This window comes from Tardiphaga sp. 37S4 (genome assembly GCF_021044645.1).
Taxonomy (GTDB): Bacteria; Pseudomonadota; Alphaproteobacteria; order Rhizobiales; family Xanthobacteraceae; genus Tardiphaga; species Tardiphaga robiniae.
In genome coordinates, this window is sequence record NZ_CP088008.1 from 3,398,431 (window position 1) to 3,413,325 (window position 14,895).

At 62.7% G+C, this 14,895-nt stretch carries 12 protein-coding genes; 4 read left to right on the plus strand and 8 right to left on the minus strand.

The annotated features are described in order from the left end of the window. Positions 1-78: 78 nt before the first annotated feature. Positions 79-1,659, minus strand: coding sequence for a 2-isopropylmalate synthase (locus LPB73_RS16265; RefSeq protein WP_231077538.1), 1,581 nt, complete (start codon positions 1,657-1,659; stop codon positions 79-81). 500 nt (positions 1,660-2,159) lie between these two features. Here LPB73_RS16265 and LPB73_RS16270 point away from each other — a divergent pair, with 500 nt between their 5' ends. Further along, positions 2,160-3,053 (plus strand): dihydrodipicolinate synthase family protein, encoded by an 894-nt coding sequence (locus tag LPB73_RS16270; protein WP_231077539.1) that lies wholly within the window; start codon positions 2,160-2,162, stop codon positions 3,051-3,053. 154 nt (positions 3,054-3,207) lie between these two features. Here LPB73_RS16270 and LPB73_RS16275 read toward each other — a convergent pair whose 3' ends face one another. The 3 genes from LPB73_RS16275 to LPB73_RS16285 all read right to left on the minus strand — a co-directional run bounded on the left by LPB73_RS16275 (position 3,208) and on the right by LPB73_RS16285 (position 6,018). Further along, entirely contained in the window at positions 3,208-4,179 is a 972-nt protein-coding gene (locus LPB73_RS16275) for a polyphosphate kinase 2 family protein (protein WP_231077540.1), read from the minus strand. A 66-nt stretch (positions 4,180-4,245) separates the two neighbouring features. Beyond that, positions 4,246-4,953 carry an NUDIX hydrolase gene (locus tag LPB73_RS16280; RefSeq protein WP_231077541.1) on the minus strand — a complete coding sequence of 236 codons (708 nt, stop codon included), beginning with the start codon at positions 4,951-4,953 and terminating at the stop codon, positions 4,246-4,248. Between the two features lie 9 nt (positions 4,954-4,962). After that, positions 4,963-6,018 (minus strand): ABC transporter substrate-binding protein, encoded by a 1,056-nt coding sequence (locus LPB73_RS16285; RefSeq protein ID WP_414716799.1) that lies wholly within the window; start codon positions 6,016-6,018, stop codon positions 4,963-4,965. Between the two features lie 130 nt (positions 6,019-6,148). Between LPB73_RS16285 and LPB73_RS16290 the strand changes: the two genes are divergently transcribed. After that, complete coding sequence (locus LPB73_RS16290) at positions 6,149-6,610, plus strand: cupin domain-containing protein (RefSeq protein ID WP_175366846.1); 462 nt, start codon at positions 6,149-6,151, stop codon at positions 6,608-6,610. 117 nt (positions 6,611-6,727) lie between these two features. Here the strand turns inward: LPB73_RS16290 and LPB73_RS16295 are convergent, their stop codons facing one another. Together LPB73_RS16295 and LPB73_RS16300 are read right to left on the minus strand one after the other, a co-directional pair. Beyond that, complete coding sequence (locus LPB73_RS16295; protein WP_231077542.1) at positions 6,728-7,516, minus strand: ABC transporter permease; 789 nt, start codon at positions 7,514-7,516, stop codon at positions 6,728-6,730. Continuing rightward, positions 7,513-8,319, minus strand: a complete 807-nt coding sequence (locus tag LPB73_RS16300) for an ABC transporter ATP-binding protein (RefSeq protein WP_231081164.1) — start codon at positions 8,317-8,319, stop codon at positions 7,513-7,515. Before LPB73_RS16300 ends, LPB73_RS16295 begins: the two co-directional genes overlap by 4 nt. A gap of 368 nt (positions 8,320-8,687) precedes the next feature. Here LPB73_RS16300 and LPB73_RS16305 point away from each other — a divergent pair, with 368 nt between their 5' ends. Both LPB73_RS16305 and LPB73_RS16310 read left to right on the plus strand, forming a co-directional pair. After that, positions 8,688-9,488 carry an ATP-binding cassette domain-containing protein gene (locus LPB73_RS16305; RefSeq protein ID WP_231077543.1) on the plus strand — a complete coding sequence of 267 codons (801 nt, stop codon included), beginning with the start codon at positions 8,688-8,690 and terminating at the stop codon, positions 9,486-9,488. Further along, positions 9,485-11,041 carry an ABC transporter permease/substrate-binding protein gene (locus LPB73_RS16310; RefSeq protein WP_231077544.1) on the plus strand — a complete coding sequence of 519 codons (1,557 nt, stop codon included), beginning with the start codon at positions 9,485-9,487 and terminating at the stop codon, positions 11,039-11,041. The genes LPB73_RS16305 and LPB73_RS16310 overlap by 4 nt, the downstream gene beginning before the upstream one ends. Before the next feature lie 91 nt (positions 11,042-11,132). Here LPB73_RS16310 and LPB73_RS16315 read toward each other — a convergent pair whose 3' ends face one another. Together LPB73_RS16315 and LPB73_RS16320 are read right to left on the minus strand one after the other, a co-directional pair. After that, complete coding sequence (locus tag LPB73_RS16315) at positions 11,133-12,839, minus strand: sulfatase-like hydrolase/transferase (RefSeq protein ID WP_231081165.1); 1,707 nt, start codon at positions 12,837-12,839, stop codon at positions 11,133-11,135. A gap of 181 nt (positions 12,840-13,020) precedes the next feature. Continuing rightward, the gene (locus LPB73_RS16320) at positions 13,021-14,766 is read right to left on the minus strand and encodes a sulfatase-like hydrolase/transferase (protein ID WP_231077545.1); all 1,746 of its coding nucleotides are present in this window, start codon (positions 14,764-14,766) and stop codon (positions 13,021-13,023) included. Between the last annotated feature and the right edge of the window lie 129 nt (positions 14,767-14,895).

The window sequence follows — 14,895 nt, forward strand, 5'->3', positions numbered from 1 at the left end:
GGACAACGAACCGCCCCTCACCCGCGCGTAAGAGCGCGCGACCTCTCCCCGCGCAGAGCGGGGAGAGGTTATCCCAGATCAGCTCGCGGCAGCAACCGCTGTCGGCATGTCGCGCGCGCGCTTCATGACGATCTTGTTCAGCCCACCGAGATAGGCCTTCGCCGAAGCGACCAGCGTATCCGGATCGGCGGCGCGCGAGGTCATCGAGCGGCCCTCATGGGCCAGACGCACCGACACTTCCGCCTGCGCGTCGGTGCCTTCGGTGACGGCGTGGACCTGATACAGTTCCAGCTTGGCCTCGTGCGGCACCAGCGCCTTGATGCAGTTGAACACCGCATCGACCGGACCGTTGCCCTCGGCCTCCTCGATCTTCACCACGCCGTCGATGTTCAGCTTCATGGTGGCACGCTGCGGACCATGGGTGCCGGCGATCACCGTCAGCGACACCAGCTTGATACGATCATGGGCGGCGGTCATTTCCTGATCGACCAGCGCTTCCAGATCCTCGTCGTAGATGTCCTTCTTGCGGTCGGCCAACGCCTTGAAGCGCACGAATGCGTCTTCCAACTGGTTCTGACCCAGCTTGTAGCCCATCTCCTCCAGCTTGTGGATGAAGGCATGGCGGCCGGAATGCTTGCCCATCACCAGCGAGGTCTGCTTCACGCCCACCGTCTCCGGCAGCATGATCTCGTAGGTCTGCGCGTTCTTCAACATGCCGTCCTGATGGATGCCGCTCTCATGGGCGAAGGCGTTACGGCCGACGATCGCCTTGTTGTACTGCACCGGGAACGAGGTTGCGGCGGAGACTTCCTTCGAGGCGCGCATCAGCATCGTGGTGTCGATGTTGTTCCAGTACGGCAATTTGTCATTGCGCACCTTCATCGCCATCACGATCTCTTCCAGCGCAGCATTGCCGGCACGCTCGCCGATGCCATTGATGGTGCATTCGATCTGCCGCGCACCGCCGCGGATGCCGGCCATCGAATTGGCGACGGCCATGCCGAGGTCGTTGTGGCAGTGAACCGAGAAGATCGCCTTGTCGGAATTCGGCACGTTCTCGCGCACGCGCTTGAACAGGTCGTAATATTCCTCGGGCACCGAATAGCCGACGGTGTCGGGGATGTTGATCGTGGTCGCACCGGCCTTGATCGCCGACTCGACGCAGCGGCACAGAAAGTCGAATTCGGTGCGGGTGCCGTCTTCCGACGACCACTCGACGTCATCGGTATGGTTGCGGGCACGAGTCACTGACGAGATCACCAGATCGTGGACGGCATCCGGCTCCATCTGCAGTTTGTACTTCATGTGCACCGGCGAGGTGGACAGGAAGGAATGGATGCGGCCGCGCTTGGCCGGGCGGATCGCCTCGGCGCAGCGGTCGATGTCCTTCTGGCCGGCGCGGGACAGGCCGCAGACCACGGCATTCTTGGTACGCTTGGCGATCTCGTTGACGGCTTCGAAGTCGCCGTCGGAGGCGATCGGGAAGCCGGCCTCGATGACGTCGACACCCATGGTGTCGAGCATCGCGGCGATCTCCAGCTTTTCCTCGAAGGTCATGGTGGCGCCGGGGCACTGCTCGCCGTCGCGCAAGGTGGTGTCGAAAATGATGACGCGGTCCTTGTCGGACTTGTCCTGAACGGACGGGGTGGTCGAAGTCATGAGATATTCCTTAGGTCGGGGCGCATCTGTCTGGGCGCCAGAGGGAGCTGATGGTTCTGAATGTCATGATCCCCTGAGTACCCAGGCCAAACGGCCCAGACGGCGCTCAGGGGCAGATAAGCAGAAGCAGCCCGCCAAGAAGGAGGTTCGAGCGCAGCGCAGCCGGAATCGCGTCGGGACCAGCGGCAACAGCCACTCCCCCGGAAACTCCAACCATGTCGCTGCGAATCAGCATTGCCACACCTTCAGGCCCACATCCTCGGCCGAAACCAGTCTCAAGGAAAACCCTTGATGGTTCGTTGCCGACGAGGGCCTGAGGTCGTTCTAGACGACAAATGCGGGGCCCTGCAACGGCTAAGAGGGTCAGGAAGACTGACCTAAATCCTCTTGGGAAGCGCTCGGGCGCGTCGCCGACTGGCCTAGCCAGAACATCCCCAACTGGACGTTTTCGCAGCAATCCTTTTGCCCTAAGACCGAACGGCAATTGCGAGGACAGGACGATGACTTTCGCCAAGGGATTATCCGCTTTCCCGATCACGTCGATGAATACGAATGGCAGGGTCGATACGCCCGCGCTACGGCGGCTGGTGGCGCCGCTGGCGGCGGCCAAGGTCGATTCCATTGGCCTCCTGGGCAGCACCGGTTCTTACCCGTTCCTCTCCCGCGACGAGCGTCGGCGTGCCACTGAAGCCGCCGTTGCGGAGGTGAACGGCCGCGTCCCCGTGCTGGTCGGCATCGGCGCGCTCCGCACCGACGAGACGATCGAACTCGCCCGCGACGCCAAGGCGGCCGGCGCCGCCGCAGGCCTGCTGGCGCCGGTGTCCTATACGCCGCTCACCGAGGATGAAGTGTTCGAACATTTCAAAACGGTCGCCGGCGAAAGCAAATTGCCGATCGTGATCTACGACAACTTTGCCACCACGCATTTCAAGTTCACGCCCGATCTTGTCGGCCGCATCGCGCGTATTCCCGGCGTCGTCGCGGTGAAGGGCACCTCCCCCGAAGCCAGCTTCGCGGCAGATCACCTGAAGCAGATGCGTGCCGCCGTGCCATCAGATTTCTCGGTCGGCTATGCCGGGGACTGGAATTCGATGGAGACGCTGCTGGCCGGCGGCGATGCCTGGTATTGCGTGGCGGCGGGCCTGTTTCCAAAGAGCTGTCTGGCCATCACCCGCGCAGCGCAGGCCGGCAATGCCGACGAAGCGCGCCGCCTCAACGGCGCGATGCAGCCGCTGTGGGATCTGTTCAAGCAATTTTCCAGCCTGCGCGTGATGTATGCGGCTGCGGAGCAGATGGGGCTGACGGATGCGAAGCCACCGCGCCCGGTGCTGCCGCTGACGGATGCGGCGCAAGAGAAGGTGGCAAAGGTGCTGAAGGAATTGAAGCTGAGCTAGGCGTTACACACTGTCATTCCGGGGCGGGATCGTCGCCAAAGGCGACGAGACCGAGCCCGGAATCTCAACATAGGAGTCTCCGTAGAGCCAAGCACTCCAAGATTCCGGGTTCGCGCGAGCTACGCTCGCACGCCCCGGAATGACGAGCCAAGTCCTAGTGCTTCGCCGCTTTCTTCTTGGCCACCTTCTTCTTCGCGACCTTCTTCACCACAGGCTTGCCTTCCCTTGGCGGCCCTTCCTTCTCCAGCGCCTCGCGGATCAGCGTAAAGTCCTTCTTCGCCTCGCCGTCCACGGTGGGGAAGTGCAGGTCCAGCTTCTCCAGCGCGTTGACGATGGCCGAGCCGATCACCACGCGCGAGAACCATTTGCGATCCGCCGGCACCACATGCCATGGCGCTTCCTCGCAGGACGTATGCTTGATCAGGTCCTCATAGGCCTCCTGATACTTGTCCCACAACGCGCGCTCGGCGATATCGGCCGATGAGAACTTCCAGTTCTTGGCCGGCTGCTCGAGACGATCGAGGAAGCGCTCGCGCTGCTCTTCCTTGGAGACGTTGAGAAAGAACTTTAGCACCACGGTGCCGTTGCGCGCGAGGTATTTCTCGAAGGCGGTGATGTCCTCGAAGCGCTCGCGCCAGATATCCTTCGTCACCAGCTCCGCCGGGATCTTCTGCTTGGCGAGAATCTCCGGATGCACACGGACGACAAGACATTCCTCGTAATAGGAGCGATTGAAGATGCCGATGCGTCCGCGCTGCGGCAGCGCGATGGTGTGACGCCACATGAAATCGTGATCGAGTTCGTTCGACGACGGCGTCTTGAACGAATGCACCTCGCAGCCCTGCGGATTGATGCCGTCGAACACGCTTTCGATGGCGCTGTCCTTCCCAGCGGCATCCATGCCCTGGAAGATCAGCAGCAGCGACCAGCGATCCTGCGCATAGAGCTTCTCCTGCAGCTCCTGCAGCCGGCGGCGGTTGGCCTCGATGATCTTCTTGCCGGTTTCCTTGTGCAGCCCGCCGCTGCCATTGGTGTCATGCGCCTTGAGATGAAAAGCCTTCGACCCATCAATCCGATACGGCTCGATATAGGACTTCAACGCGGACACAACTGGCTTGGCAGACATGAGATCGGCAACTCCGGGACACGGGGATTGCAAGCGTAGCGTGCCGATCCCGGCAATACCAGCAGATCACGCCGCTGGCGTCAGCTGCGCTGCCATAAACGCTGTCACAAACAGCGGCATCGTCGGGGTGAAGTCGGCTTCGCTGCGCACCAGATGAATTCCGCTGAGCTCAGGAGACGCCTGACCGGCAAGATTGGCTTCGATGGTGCTACGCAATACCTCGCCCGGCTGATCCGCATCGAGAAGACGCATCATCGCCACCGAGAAATCCGTCACGACGCAGGACCAGCCAGCGTCGGCCCGGTAATCGGCTTCCGTCAGACCGAGCTCTTCCTCGACTTCACGGGTCACACTGCCGGCAATATCGACCACATCGCCGCGCAGGTCGTCCAGATCAGGCGTGCCCGCCGCAAAATAGATACGTCCGGCATTGGATGTATGTTGCCCCATCTCGCCGAGCACGAAGGCGCCGTCGCTGGCACGCAGCGCGCCCATGCCAAATCCGTTGAACACATCCGGATCGGGACAGCGCCAATCCCGCCACGCCAGAAAGCTCGCAAAATCGGTCTCGAAATAGTCCGCGCGAAACTGATCGCCGGTGAACTGCGCATTGCGCGCCAGCAATACGCGCCCATTGAACAGTTGCGGCTTCTCGGCGCGCTTCAGGGCAAAGTGAGCGTCGATCTCCTCCCGCCGCTCACGCGCGAATGGCCACTGCCAATCGCTGCGTGTGAGGTCGAGTTGCGTGACGCGGTGAATGACCGGCGTCATCATGCGCAGAACCTACTTCGCATTCGTCCCCATCGTCTTGGCGAACTGCTCGACATATTTATTGGTGTAGGTCTTGCTGACATCGATATTGGCCTTGGCCACCTCAGGCGAGCCTTCGCTGAACACGGCGAGCACGGCAGCCGCGCCCTTCGGATCCATCAGCCCCGTCTCCGAATACATCGGGAGCGTGTTCTTGAGCGCTGCGAGATAGAGCTCCTTGTCCTTGCCGACGATACCTTCGGGCATCTTCGCCATGATCTCTTCCGGCGTATGACTGTGGATCCACTTCAGCGTGTTCATGATCGCGTTGGTCAGCCCCTGCACTTCCTTCTCGTGTCCCTTGACCCATGCGGTCGTCGAATACAGCGCGCCACCGGGATATTCGCCGGAGAACACCGCCAGCGTGTCCTTCTGCGTCCGGGTATCGCTGAGAATCGTGAGGTCTTTGTGGCTGCCTTGCAGCACGGTGACGGCAGGGTCGAGCATGACGGCGGCTTCGATCTGCCCCTGCTCCATCGCCGCCACCGCGGTCGCGCCGAGGCCCACGCCGATCACGGCGGTGCCAGCCGGATCGAGACCGTTTTTCTTGAGCTGATACTTCAGGAAGAAGTCTGTCGACGAGCCCGGCGCGCTGACGCCGACTTTCTTGCCGGCGAGATCCTTGATCGACGTGATCTTGCCGGTGTGCTTCGGCGACACCACCAGCACGAGACCGGGATAGCGGTCATAGACCACGAAGCTCTGCAGCTCCTGCTTCTTGGCGGCGAGATTGACGCAATGATCGAAATAGCCGGAGACCACATCGGCGCTGCCGCCGAGCACGGCTTTCAACGCATCGGAGCCGCCCTTGAGGTCGACCAGTTCGACGGCGAGACCCGCTTTCTCGTATTCGCCGAGCTGCTTGGCCAGCACGGTCGGCAGATAGCACAGGCACGCCCCGCCGCCGATGGCGATGGTCACCTTGGTTTGCGCTGCAGCGGGATGAACGAGAAACAGCGACAGCAGACCCGCAAGGAAAAGACGTGTGGGGAATAAACGGTTCAAGCCGGTTTTTATATTTTTTGTCATTGTTTCCTCCGCTGCTATCAGGCGCGGAGGATAGAGGAGCCTCCGCCGGTTGGAAAGCCGGCACTGGTCAACCCACGTCCCGCGACATAGCATCCGCGCGGCAAATCATTGTCATCCAGGGGGAACGTTCATGAAGCGCATCACTGCGACACTCTCGATCACCGCAGCCTTCGCCGCGGGTTGTCTCATCACGCATCTCGTGCCCGAGGGCATCACGCCGGCACATGCCGCGGAAAACATCACCGCCCAGGTCATCCACGTCCCCGAACTCGTCGGCGACGCACTCGGCCCGGCCTCGCCCACCGGCTTCCGCTCCAAGATGTTCATGCAGGCCGATGGCGCCACCATTTCGGTGCAGGACGGCAATGTGGTAAAGCACATGCATCCCAACACCAACGAGATCCAGTACATCCTCGAAGGCACCGGGACCGTGTGGCTGGGCGACAAGGAAGTTCAGGTCAAGGCCGGCGACCTCATCATCATCCCGAAGGGCACGCCCCATGGCGGCACCAAGCCCGACGGCAAGCCGTTCCGCGCCATCGCCATCAAGACCCCACCGCAGGCACCGGACGACACCAAGCCGCTGCCGTAAGCCACGGGCTCTGCTTAACCTCGCCCCGCTTGCGGGGAGAGGTCGGATCACAAGCGACAGCGCGTGATCCGGGTGAGGGGAGCCAGTGTTTCACTCGCTAGCTCCCCCTCACCCATCTCAGCTCCGCCCTTCGCTCGCCACCGGCTTCCACACCAGCAAGCGCTTCTCTACCACCGACACTAGCACATCGATGGCGATGACAAAGGCCGACAGCACGAACATGCCGGCAAACACGCCGGCCACATCGAATGTGCCTTCCGCCTGCTGGATGACATAACCCAGCCCCGCCGCCGATCCCAGATATTCGCCGACCACTGCGCCGACGACGGCAAAGCCCACCGCGGTGTGCAGCGACGAGAACATCCACGACAGCGCCGATGGCCAGAATACATGGCGCATCAACTGCCGCTCGCTCATGCCCAGCATGCGGCCATTGGCGAGCACCGTCGGCGAGACTTCCTTGACGCCCTGATAGACGTTGAAGAATACGATGAAGAACACCAGCGTGACACCGAGCGCGACTTTCGACCAGATACCGAGCCCGAGCCACAATGCGAAGATCGGCGCCAGCACCACGCGCGGCAGCGCATTGGCCATCTTCACATAGGGATCGAAGATCGCTGCAAGCCGCGGCTGGCGCGCAAACCAGAAGCCGATCAGCACGCCCAGTGTGGAGCCGATGACAAAGGCCAGCACGGATTCCAGCAGTGTAATGCCGAGATGCTTCCAGATAATGCCTGACGCGAACCAGCTAACAATCTGGCTGCCGACATCCCATGGGTTGGAGAAGAAGAACGGCGGCAGCAGGATGCGGCCAAACATCGGCACGGTGGTGAACACATGCCACAGCCCGATGACGACCACGGCGACGAGCACCTGACACAGCAGCAATACAGGCCGCGTCATGACGCGGCTCCCATACCAGCGGACTGCGCATAGCCCTTCATCACTTCGTCCTTCAGCACGCTCCAGATCTCGCGGTGAAGCGCGTGAAAATCCTTGTCGAGCCGCACTTCGAAAATATCGCGCGGCCGCGGCAACGGCACTTTCCAGTCGCCGATGATGCGCGAGCCCGGCCCCGCCGACATGATGACGACGCGATCCGCCAGCGCGATCGCCTCTTCGAGATCGTGGGTGACGAACAGCACCGCCTTGCGGTTCCTGCTCCACAGATCCAGCAACAGGTTGCCCATCACCTGCCGGGTCTGTGCGTCAAGCGGCCCGAACGGCTCATCCATCAGCAGAATTTTCGGATTGCGGATCAGCACCTGCGCAAGACCAACGCGCTTGCGCTGGCCGCCCGACAGCATATGCGGATAGCGCCCGGCGAAGGCCCCGAGACCCACCGAGGTCAACCAGTCCTGCGCCCGCGTTAGCGCCTCGTCGCGTGCTGTGCCGGCGATCTCCAGCCCGATGGCGACATTGTCCAGCGCGGTCTTCCAGGGAAACAAGGCGTCGGCCTGAAACAGATAGCCGGCCTGTGCGTTCAAGCCGTTCAACGGCTGATCGAATATCCGGACAGCACCGGAGGCTGGCGCCAGCAGCCCGGCAGCGACATTGAGCAATGTGGATTTGCCACAGCCGGTCGGTCCGACAATGGCAACGAACTCGCCATCCGCGACCCGGAGCGTCGCCTTCTCCACCGCCGTATAGATGCGATTGTCGGCAATACCGAACGCCACTGTCGCGTCATCAAGCGCCACCGCCATCGATGCCGCGGCCCCACCTGCCTGCACGCGCGTCCCCCAAAGTGTTTTTGTTCCGGGACTGGCTTAGCGCCGCAGGGCAGACAATTCAACGGTGGGGCCGGGTTGGTGGGCCAGATGCTGCATGATAGCTTTGCAGCGATGATTTCAGAACTCGGTACATCGATGGCGCCCCATCTTCACCCTCCCCTGGAGGGGGAGGGTCGGGCGACGCGAACGATGCGCAGCAGCGGTCGCGTTGTCCGGGGTGGGGTGACATGTTCATCCATGGAGCTTCCCATTCACCCCACCCCGCCACGTGCTTCGCACGTGGCGACCCTCCCCCTCCAGGGGAGGGTAAGCGACGACGCACCGCGTAAGATATCCGGCGCATGAGTCCCCTCATCCGCTTCTCCCATATCAGCAAGAGCTTCGACGGCGGCCGCATTCACGCCGTCGACGGTGTCTCGCTCGACGTGGCCGAAGGCGAGTTCCTCGCGGTGGTCGGCGGCTCCGGCTCAGGCAAGACCACGCTGATGCGGCTGGCCAACCGGCTGATCGCGCCGGACGCGGGACACATCACCATCGCCGGCGAGGACGTCGCGCAGGTCGATCCCATCGAACTGCGCCGGCGCATCGGCTACGTGTTCCAGAGCGGCGGGTTGTTTCCGCATATGAGCATCAAAGACAACATCGGCATCACGCCCAGACTGCTGGGTACGCCCGCCAGAGATATCGCGGATCGCGTCGATGAATTGCTCGATCTTGTGCGCCTTGACCGCAAGCAGCATCGCGACCGCTTCCCGCACGAACTCTCCGGCGGCCAGCGCCAGCGCGTCGGTGTCGCGCGGGCATTGGCTGCGAAGCCGCGCATCGTGCTGATGGACGAGCCGTTCGGCGCGCTCGACCCGCTGACCCGCGATGCGCTTGGCGACGACTACCGCGCGCTACATCGCAGCCTCGGCCTCACCACCATCATGATCACCCATGACATGACCGAGGCGATCCTGCTCGCGGACCGGATCGCGGTGATGCACTCCGGTAAACTGCTCGCGGAGGGCACGCCCACTGAGTTGTCCGAAAGCACCGATCCCTATGTCGGCGAGTTGCTGGGCACACCGCGCCGGCAGGCGAAACGACTTCAGATACTGCTGCCGAAGGATGGTTCGGCGCCGCAGGACGGCGCACCATGAGCCTGTTCACCGATCCCCGCTGGAGCGACGCGCTTGGGCATCTGCCGGATTATCTCGGCAGCCACGTGCGCGTCAGCCTTGCTGCACTGGCGCTCGGCCTCGTCATCAGCCTGCCGCTGGCCATCATCGCGCGACATCGGCCGGTGCTGCGCGGCGCCCTGCTCGGCATCGCCAGCATCGTGCAGACCATTCCGGGCCTGGCATTGCTGGCCCTGTTCTATCCGCTGCTGCTGGCGCTCGCGGCGCTGTCGCTGCAATATCTCGGCGCCAGCTTCTCGGCCTTCGGCTTTCTGCCCGCGGTGCTGGCGCTGGCGATGTATTCGATGCTGCCGGTGCTGCGCAACACCATCACCGGATTGAACGGCGTCGATCCCGCATTGTCCGAGGCCGCGCAAGGCGTCGGCATGACGCCGCGGCAATCGCTGACGATGGTGGAACTGCCGCTGGCATTGCCTGTCATGATGGCCGGCATCCGCACTTCGGCGGTGTGGGTCATCGGCACCGCGACACTGTCGACGCCGATCGGCCAGACCTCGCTCGGCAACTACATCTTTGCGGGCTTGCAGACGCAGAACTGGGTGCTGGTGATCTTCGGCTGCGTCGCCGCGGCAATTCTTGCACTGGCCGTCGATCAATTGCTGGCGCTGATCGAAACCGGCATCCGCCTGCGGAGCCGTATCCGCACCGCCATCGGCGTGCTCGGTATCGCGGCGCTGGTGATCGTCACACTCGCGCCGTCATTCGCCCGCTCCGGCACACGCATCGTGGTCGGCGCCAAGACCTTCACCGAACAATATGTGCTGGCCGCGCTGATGTCGCAGCGGCTGCAAGCGGCCGGCCTGCCCGCCACGACGCGGCAGGGTCTCGGCTCCAGCGTGATCTACGATGCGCTGGCCTCCGGCGATATCGATGTCTACATCGACTATTCGGGCACGCTGTGGGCCAACCAGTTTCACCGCACCGAGATCCTGCCGCGCGAGCAACTGCTGACCGAGCTGAAGACGACGCTTGCCAAGCAGGGCATCACGCTGTTCGGCGAACTCGGTTTCGCCAATGCCTATGCGCTGGTGATGCCGCGTATGAAGGCGCAAGCGCTGGGCATCAGGACTGCAGCCGATCTCGCGGCGCTGAGCAGCAATATGACCATCGCCGGCGATTACGAATTCTTCTCGCGGCCGGAATGGGCGGGGCTGAAGGCAGCCTATGGCCTGTCATTCAAGGCCCAGCGCACCATGCAGCCCGATTTCATGTATGCCGCTGTTGCCTCCGGCGAGATCGACGTCATCGCCGGCTATACCAGCGACGGACTGATCGCGAAATACGATCTCGTGGTGCTGGACGATCCCAAACATGCGATCCCGCCCTATGACGCGATCATGCTGCTGGCGCCGAAACGCGCGGATGACGAGAAGCTGCGCAGCGCGTTGCAGCCGCTGCTCGGGAAGATCGATCTGACCTTGATGCGCGAAGCGAACCTGCGCGCCGCCGGGAATGATGCGACGAGCTCGCCGGAGAGTGTGGCCCGGTGGATGTGGGACAGGATGAAAAAGTAGGATGGGTAGAGCGTCTTCGCGAAACCCATCAATGGCGAGCCACGAAAGCGATGGATTTCGCTGCGCTCTACCCATCCGACGAACTCCGGCGTTACAAATTCTTGATCATCCCCGCATCGATCAACAGGCGATTGAATCGTCGCGCTTCCGCGCCGTCCTTGCAGGCGTAAAATAGTCCCTTGCAGCGAAGCATGATCTTCTTTTGCTCCTCGAAGGACGGGTCCAGCGGAATGCCCGCGGCCTCCTGAATGACCAGCGGCAGATACGGCCCGTCGATCGTGTCCATCACCGTCGCGCTCTTCACCGGTTCGAAATTGATCGCGTCGATGGCGTAATAGGTCGCGTAGTAGCGCGGGTCGTAACTCTGCAGCTTCTTGCCGAGGCCCGCTTCATCCATGTTGGGATCGAGAATGCCCGGCGCGAATTCCGGCTGATGATCGCCATAGCGTACGATCAGGAACGGCTGCGCTGGAAACTGCTTCTTCAGCTTCGCGACGAACGCACCATAGTGATCGACGCTCATCGCTTGCCGGCGCAGATATTCATCAACCACCGGCACATTGCCGGGCGCACGCCAGCCTGGCGTCATGTCGGGGCGAAACTTGGTTTCCCACGGAAAGTGATTGGCGGCGAGATAGACGAACATGAATAGCGGACTGGCCGGCGGCTGCTCGGCCATCAGGCGCGCCGCTGAATCGTAGAAGAAGCTGTCGGGCTCGACGCCCTTGGCACCAAGATCCTTGGCGTCATAGAAGCGCTCGACGCCGGTGGTGGTCTGGAAGCTGCGCGCGCTCATGAAGGCGCCGAAGGCCGGATAGAGCGAGATGGTGCTATAGCCGCAGCGGCGCAGCGCCAGTGGCAATCCGCGCTCCACGCGGCCCGAAGCGATGCGCGTGACGAAATAGGAGAACGGCCCGAACGAGCGCGACGAGAGTCCGGCCAATACGTTGTATTCGGTGAACCAGCTCGGCCCACCATTGCTCTCGGCGAGAAATTTGCGCGCCTTGCCATCCCATGAATTGAAGTGGCTGCCATAGCCTTTCGGCGTCTTCACGCCGGCGGCCTGACGGATGTCGAAGGACGACTCGTCATGCACCATGATGATGTGCGGACGACGTCCCGCCGGATGGCAAGAATCCTCCAGCGGCAACTTCAGCCGCTCGGTGATGACCGCGTCGGACTCCATGAAACCGTGGCTGCTGAAGTCCGACACCGCGGTAACGCCGGAGCGCGCGAATTTCGACAGATAGCCGTCATCGTAATAGCCGCGCCAGGCTTCATCCGGCCAGGCCAACGCATATCCCGTCAATGCGGCGAGGCAAGCCGTCAGCGCGGCGAGCGCCGGCAGCCGTCGAATGCGGAACGGATCGAGCCACCACAGCGCATACATCAGCGGCAGCACCACCACGGCAGCGCCGATGGCGGACCAGCGCAGGTTCGGAAAGATCGTGAACAGGAAGGCTGCGGTATCGCGGTCGATCACCATCAGGTCGACGAAGTTCGCGGTCATCTGCACCACGTCGTGCTTCAGCCGCGACAGCAGCACCAAGATGACGACCAGGGTCAGCGACAGCGCTCCCGACAGCGCGGGACGGCGCAGCAGCGCAATCCAGAAAAAGTTGAGAATGGCCCAGGCCAGCACGAAGCCGATCCGACCCACCAGATCGGTCTCGGTCTGGAACATCACCAGCAGCGCGCCGAAATGCGGTGCAGCCACGGCCAACAGCCGCCACACGCTGGTCGGCGCGGCGACAGCACTGGTCGAGACGCTGGGTACTGGATTGAGCGGAGGCGCCATGGCGGCACGCAACACCACCGGCGAGGCCTCGGGCCTGGGCTGGCGACGGCCAGAGGGCGCATGTCGCAGCCGGAAACTGCGATATGTCATTAATTTGTAATGTAATCGTCATGAACGGGCAATGACCTTGGCCTGAACGGGATGGACAGACACCCTGCCCTCACTGCTGCAGCCGGCCGGGTCAGAGATCCTTGATCAGCCCCGCATCGATCAGCCACCGATTGAACCGGCTGGCTTCATCGCCGCCCTTGCAGCCATAGAACACGCCCTTGCAGCGAAGCATGATCTTCTTCTGCTCGATAAAGGACGGATCGAGCGGCACGCGTGCTGCCTCCTGCACCATGAGCGGCAGATAGGCGGCATCGAGCACCGGTAGCGCCGATGACAGTTCGGGCCGGTAGTTCAGCGCATCGATGGCGTAGTAGGTCGCATAGTATCTGACATCATGCGTCATGATCCGGTCGGCGCGCTTCGGCTGCGACAGTTCGGGCTCCAGCAGTTTCTGCGCGATTGCCGGCTGGTGATCGCCGAACCGCACCAACAGGAACGGCTCGGCCGGATGATCCTTCTGGAGCTGCGCGACAAAGTCCTTGTAGTCCGCAGCCGTCATGGCCTGGCGGCGGATATACTCATCCACCTCCGCCGTATTGCCCGGCGCCTGCCAGCCGGCCGGCGTCAGGTCGTCGCGATAGGTCGTGGTCCACGGGAAGTGATTGGCGGTGAGATAGACCAGCACGAAGACCGGCTGGTCGGTCTTGCTCTCGCGCGCGATGAGGTCCCTGGCCTGATCGAAATAGAACCTGTCGGGCTGCATGTCCTTGCTCACGCCCATCGCCGCCATGTCGATGAAGCCATCGATGCCAGCGCCCTCTTGGAAGCTGCGGGCGCTGAGGAAATTGCCGTAGGTCGGATAGAGCGAGAAGGTCTTGTAGCCGCAGCGTTGCAACGCCTGCGGCAGGCCGCGCGAGATCTTCCCGGCGGCGATCCGCGTCACATAAAACTTCAATGCGCCGAAGGAGCGCGCAGAGAGCCCGGTGAAGATATTGAACTCGGTGTACCAGGTCGGGCCGCCGCTGGATTCGGTGATCAGCGCGCGCTGCTGGCCATCCGCCGACTTGAAGTTATCGTGGTAGCCAGCCGGCACTTTGATGCCGGGCGCCGCGGAAATATCGAAGGACGACTCGTCCAGCACCATCACGATGTTCGGCCGCTTCACACCGGGCTCGCAGGTGGTCATCGGCGAGGCCTGCGCCGAACTCACGAGGCTCTTGGAATCCGCCTCGATCCAGCCGGTCGCGGTGAGATGCGAGACGGAGACGACACCCGAGCGCGCCAGATTGGAGATGTGATTGACGCCCTGGAACGGCTCCCATGGCTTCTCGGGATTGGCCGCCGACAGGCCGACGATCCCCGCCATGCAGACGCCCGCACAGGCCAGCGCACTGCGGCGGCGCAGGCGGAACGGATCGGCGCGCCAGATCAGCCACAGGATCGGCAGCGCGACGGCGGCGGCGATCAGTAGCCAGGTCCGCAATTGCGGGAAGATCGAATGCAGGAACGAGATCGTGTCGCGATCGATGATCAGGAAATCCAGGAAGGTCAGCGTGAGCTGCGTGATGCCGAACTTGAACTGCGACAACACGATCAGCGTCGTCACCAGCAACAGCGACAGCACCGCGCTGACCCCCGGCCGCTTGAACAGCGCGAGGAACAGGAAGTTCAGCAAACCCCAGGTGAACAGCGCCAGCGTGGTGGCGAACGGGCCATATTCGACCGAGGCGAGAACATAGATCGCGAGGGCATGGATCGCAGCGATCAGCGCCGTGCGCAGCGGCCACTGCCGAACATATTGCCAGACGGCCGCCAATCGCTCCTTGAAGCGGCGGCCGGCTTGCGCCGGAGAGACTGAGATCGGCGACGGCAGCATGACTTGCCTGCGAACACCCGGCAAGAAAACTGCCCTGTCTGGCAACGGCCAGCCGGCTCACGCCGCGCCCGGACCCTGCGGAATGTCACAAAATCGTAATACAGGCGTCATGAACGGACAATGAACCTT

Coding starts and splice junctions, on each gene's coding strand:
- LPB73_RS16265 (WP_231077538.1), bottom strand. CDS start 1,659: ATGACTTCGACCACCCCGTCCGTTCAGGACAAGTCCGACAAGGACCGC.
- LPB73_RS16300 (WP_231081164.1), bottom strand. CDS start 8,319: ATGGCGGTGGCGCTTGATGACGCGACAGTGGCGTTCGGTATTGCCGAC.
- LPB73_RS16280 (WP_231077541.1), bottom strand. CDS start 4,953: ATGATGACGCCGGTCATTCACCGCGTCACGCAACTCGACCTCACACGC.
- LPB73_RS16275 (WP_231077540.1), bottom strand. CDS start 4,179: ATGTCTGCCAAGCCAGTTGTGTCCGCGTTGAAGTCCTATATCGAGCCG.
- LPB73_RS16305 (WP_231077543.1), top strand. CDS start 8,688: ATGAGTCCCCTCATCCGCTTCTCCCATATCAGCAAGAGCTTCGACGGC.
- LPB73_RS16285 (WP_414716799.1), bottom strand. CDS start 6,018: ATGACAAAAAATATAAAAACCGGCTTGAACCGTTTATTCCCCACACGT.
- LPB73_RS16315 (WP_231081165.1), bottom strand. CDS start 12,839: ATGGCGCCTCCGCTCAATCCAGTACCCAGCGTCTCGACCAGTGCTGTC.
- LPB73_RS16310 (WP_231077544.1), top strand. CDS start 9,485: ATGAGCCTGTTCACCGATCCCCGCTGGAGCGACGCGCTTGGGCATCTG.
- LPB73_RS16290 (WP_175366846.1), top strand. CDS start 6,149: ATGAAGCGCATCACTGCGACACTCTCGATCACCGCAGCCTTCGCCGCG.
- LPB73_RS16320 (WP_231077545.1), bottom strand. CDS start 14,766: ATGCTGCCGTCGCCGATCTCAGTCTCTCCGGCGCAAGCCGGCCGCCGC.
- LPB73_RS16295 (WP_231077542.1), bottom strand. CDS start 7,516: ATGACGCGGCCTGTATTGCTGCTGTGTCAGGTGCTCGTCGCCGTGGTC.
- LPB73_RS16270 (WP_231077539.1), top strand. CDS start 2,160: ATGACTTTCGCCAAGGGATTATCCGCTTTCCCGATCACGTCGATGAAT.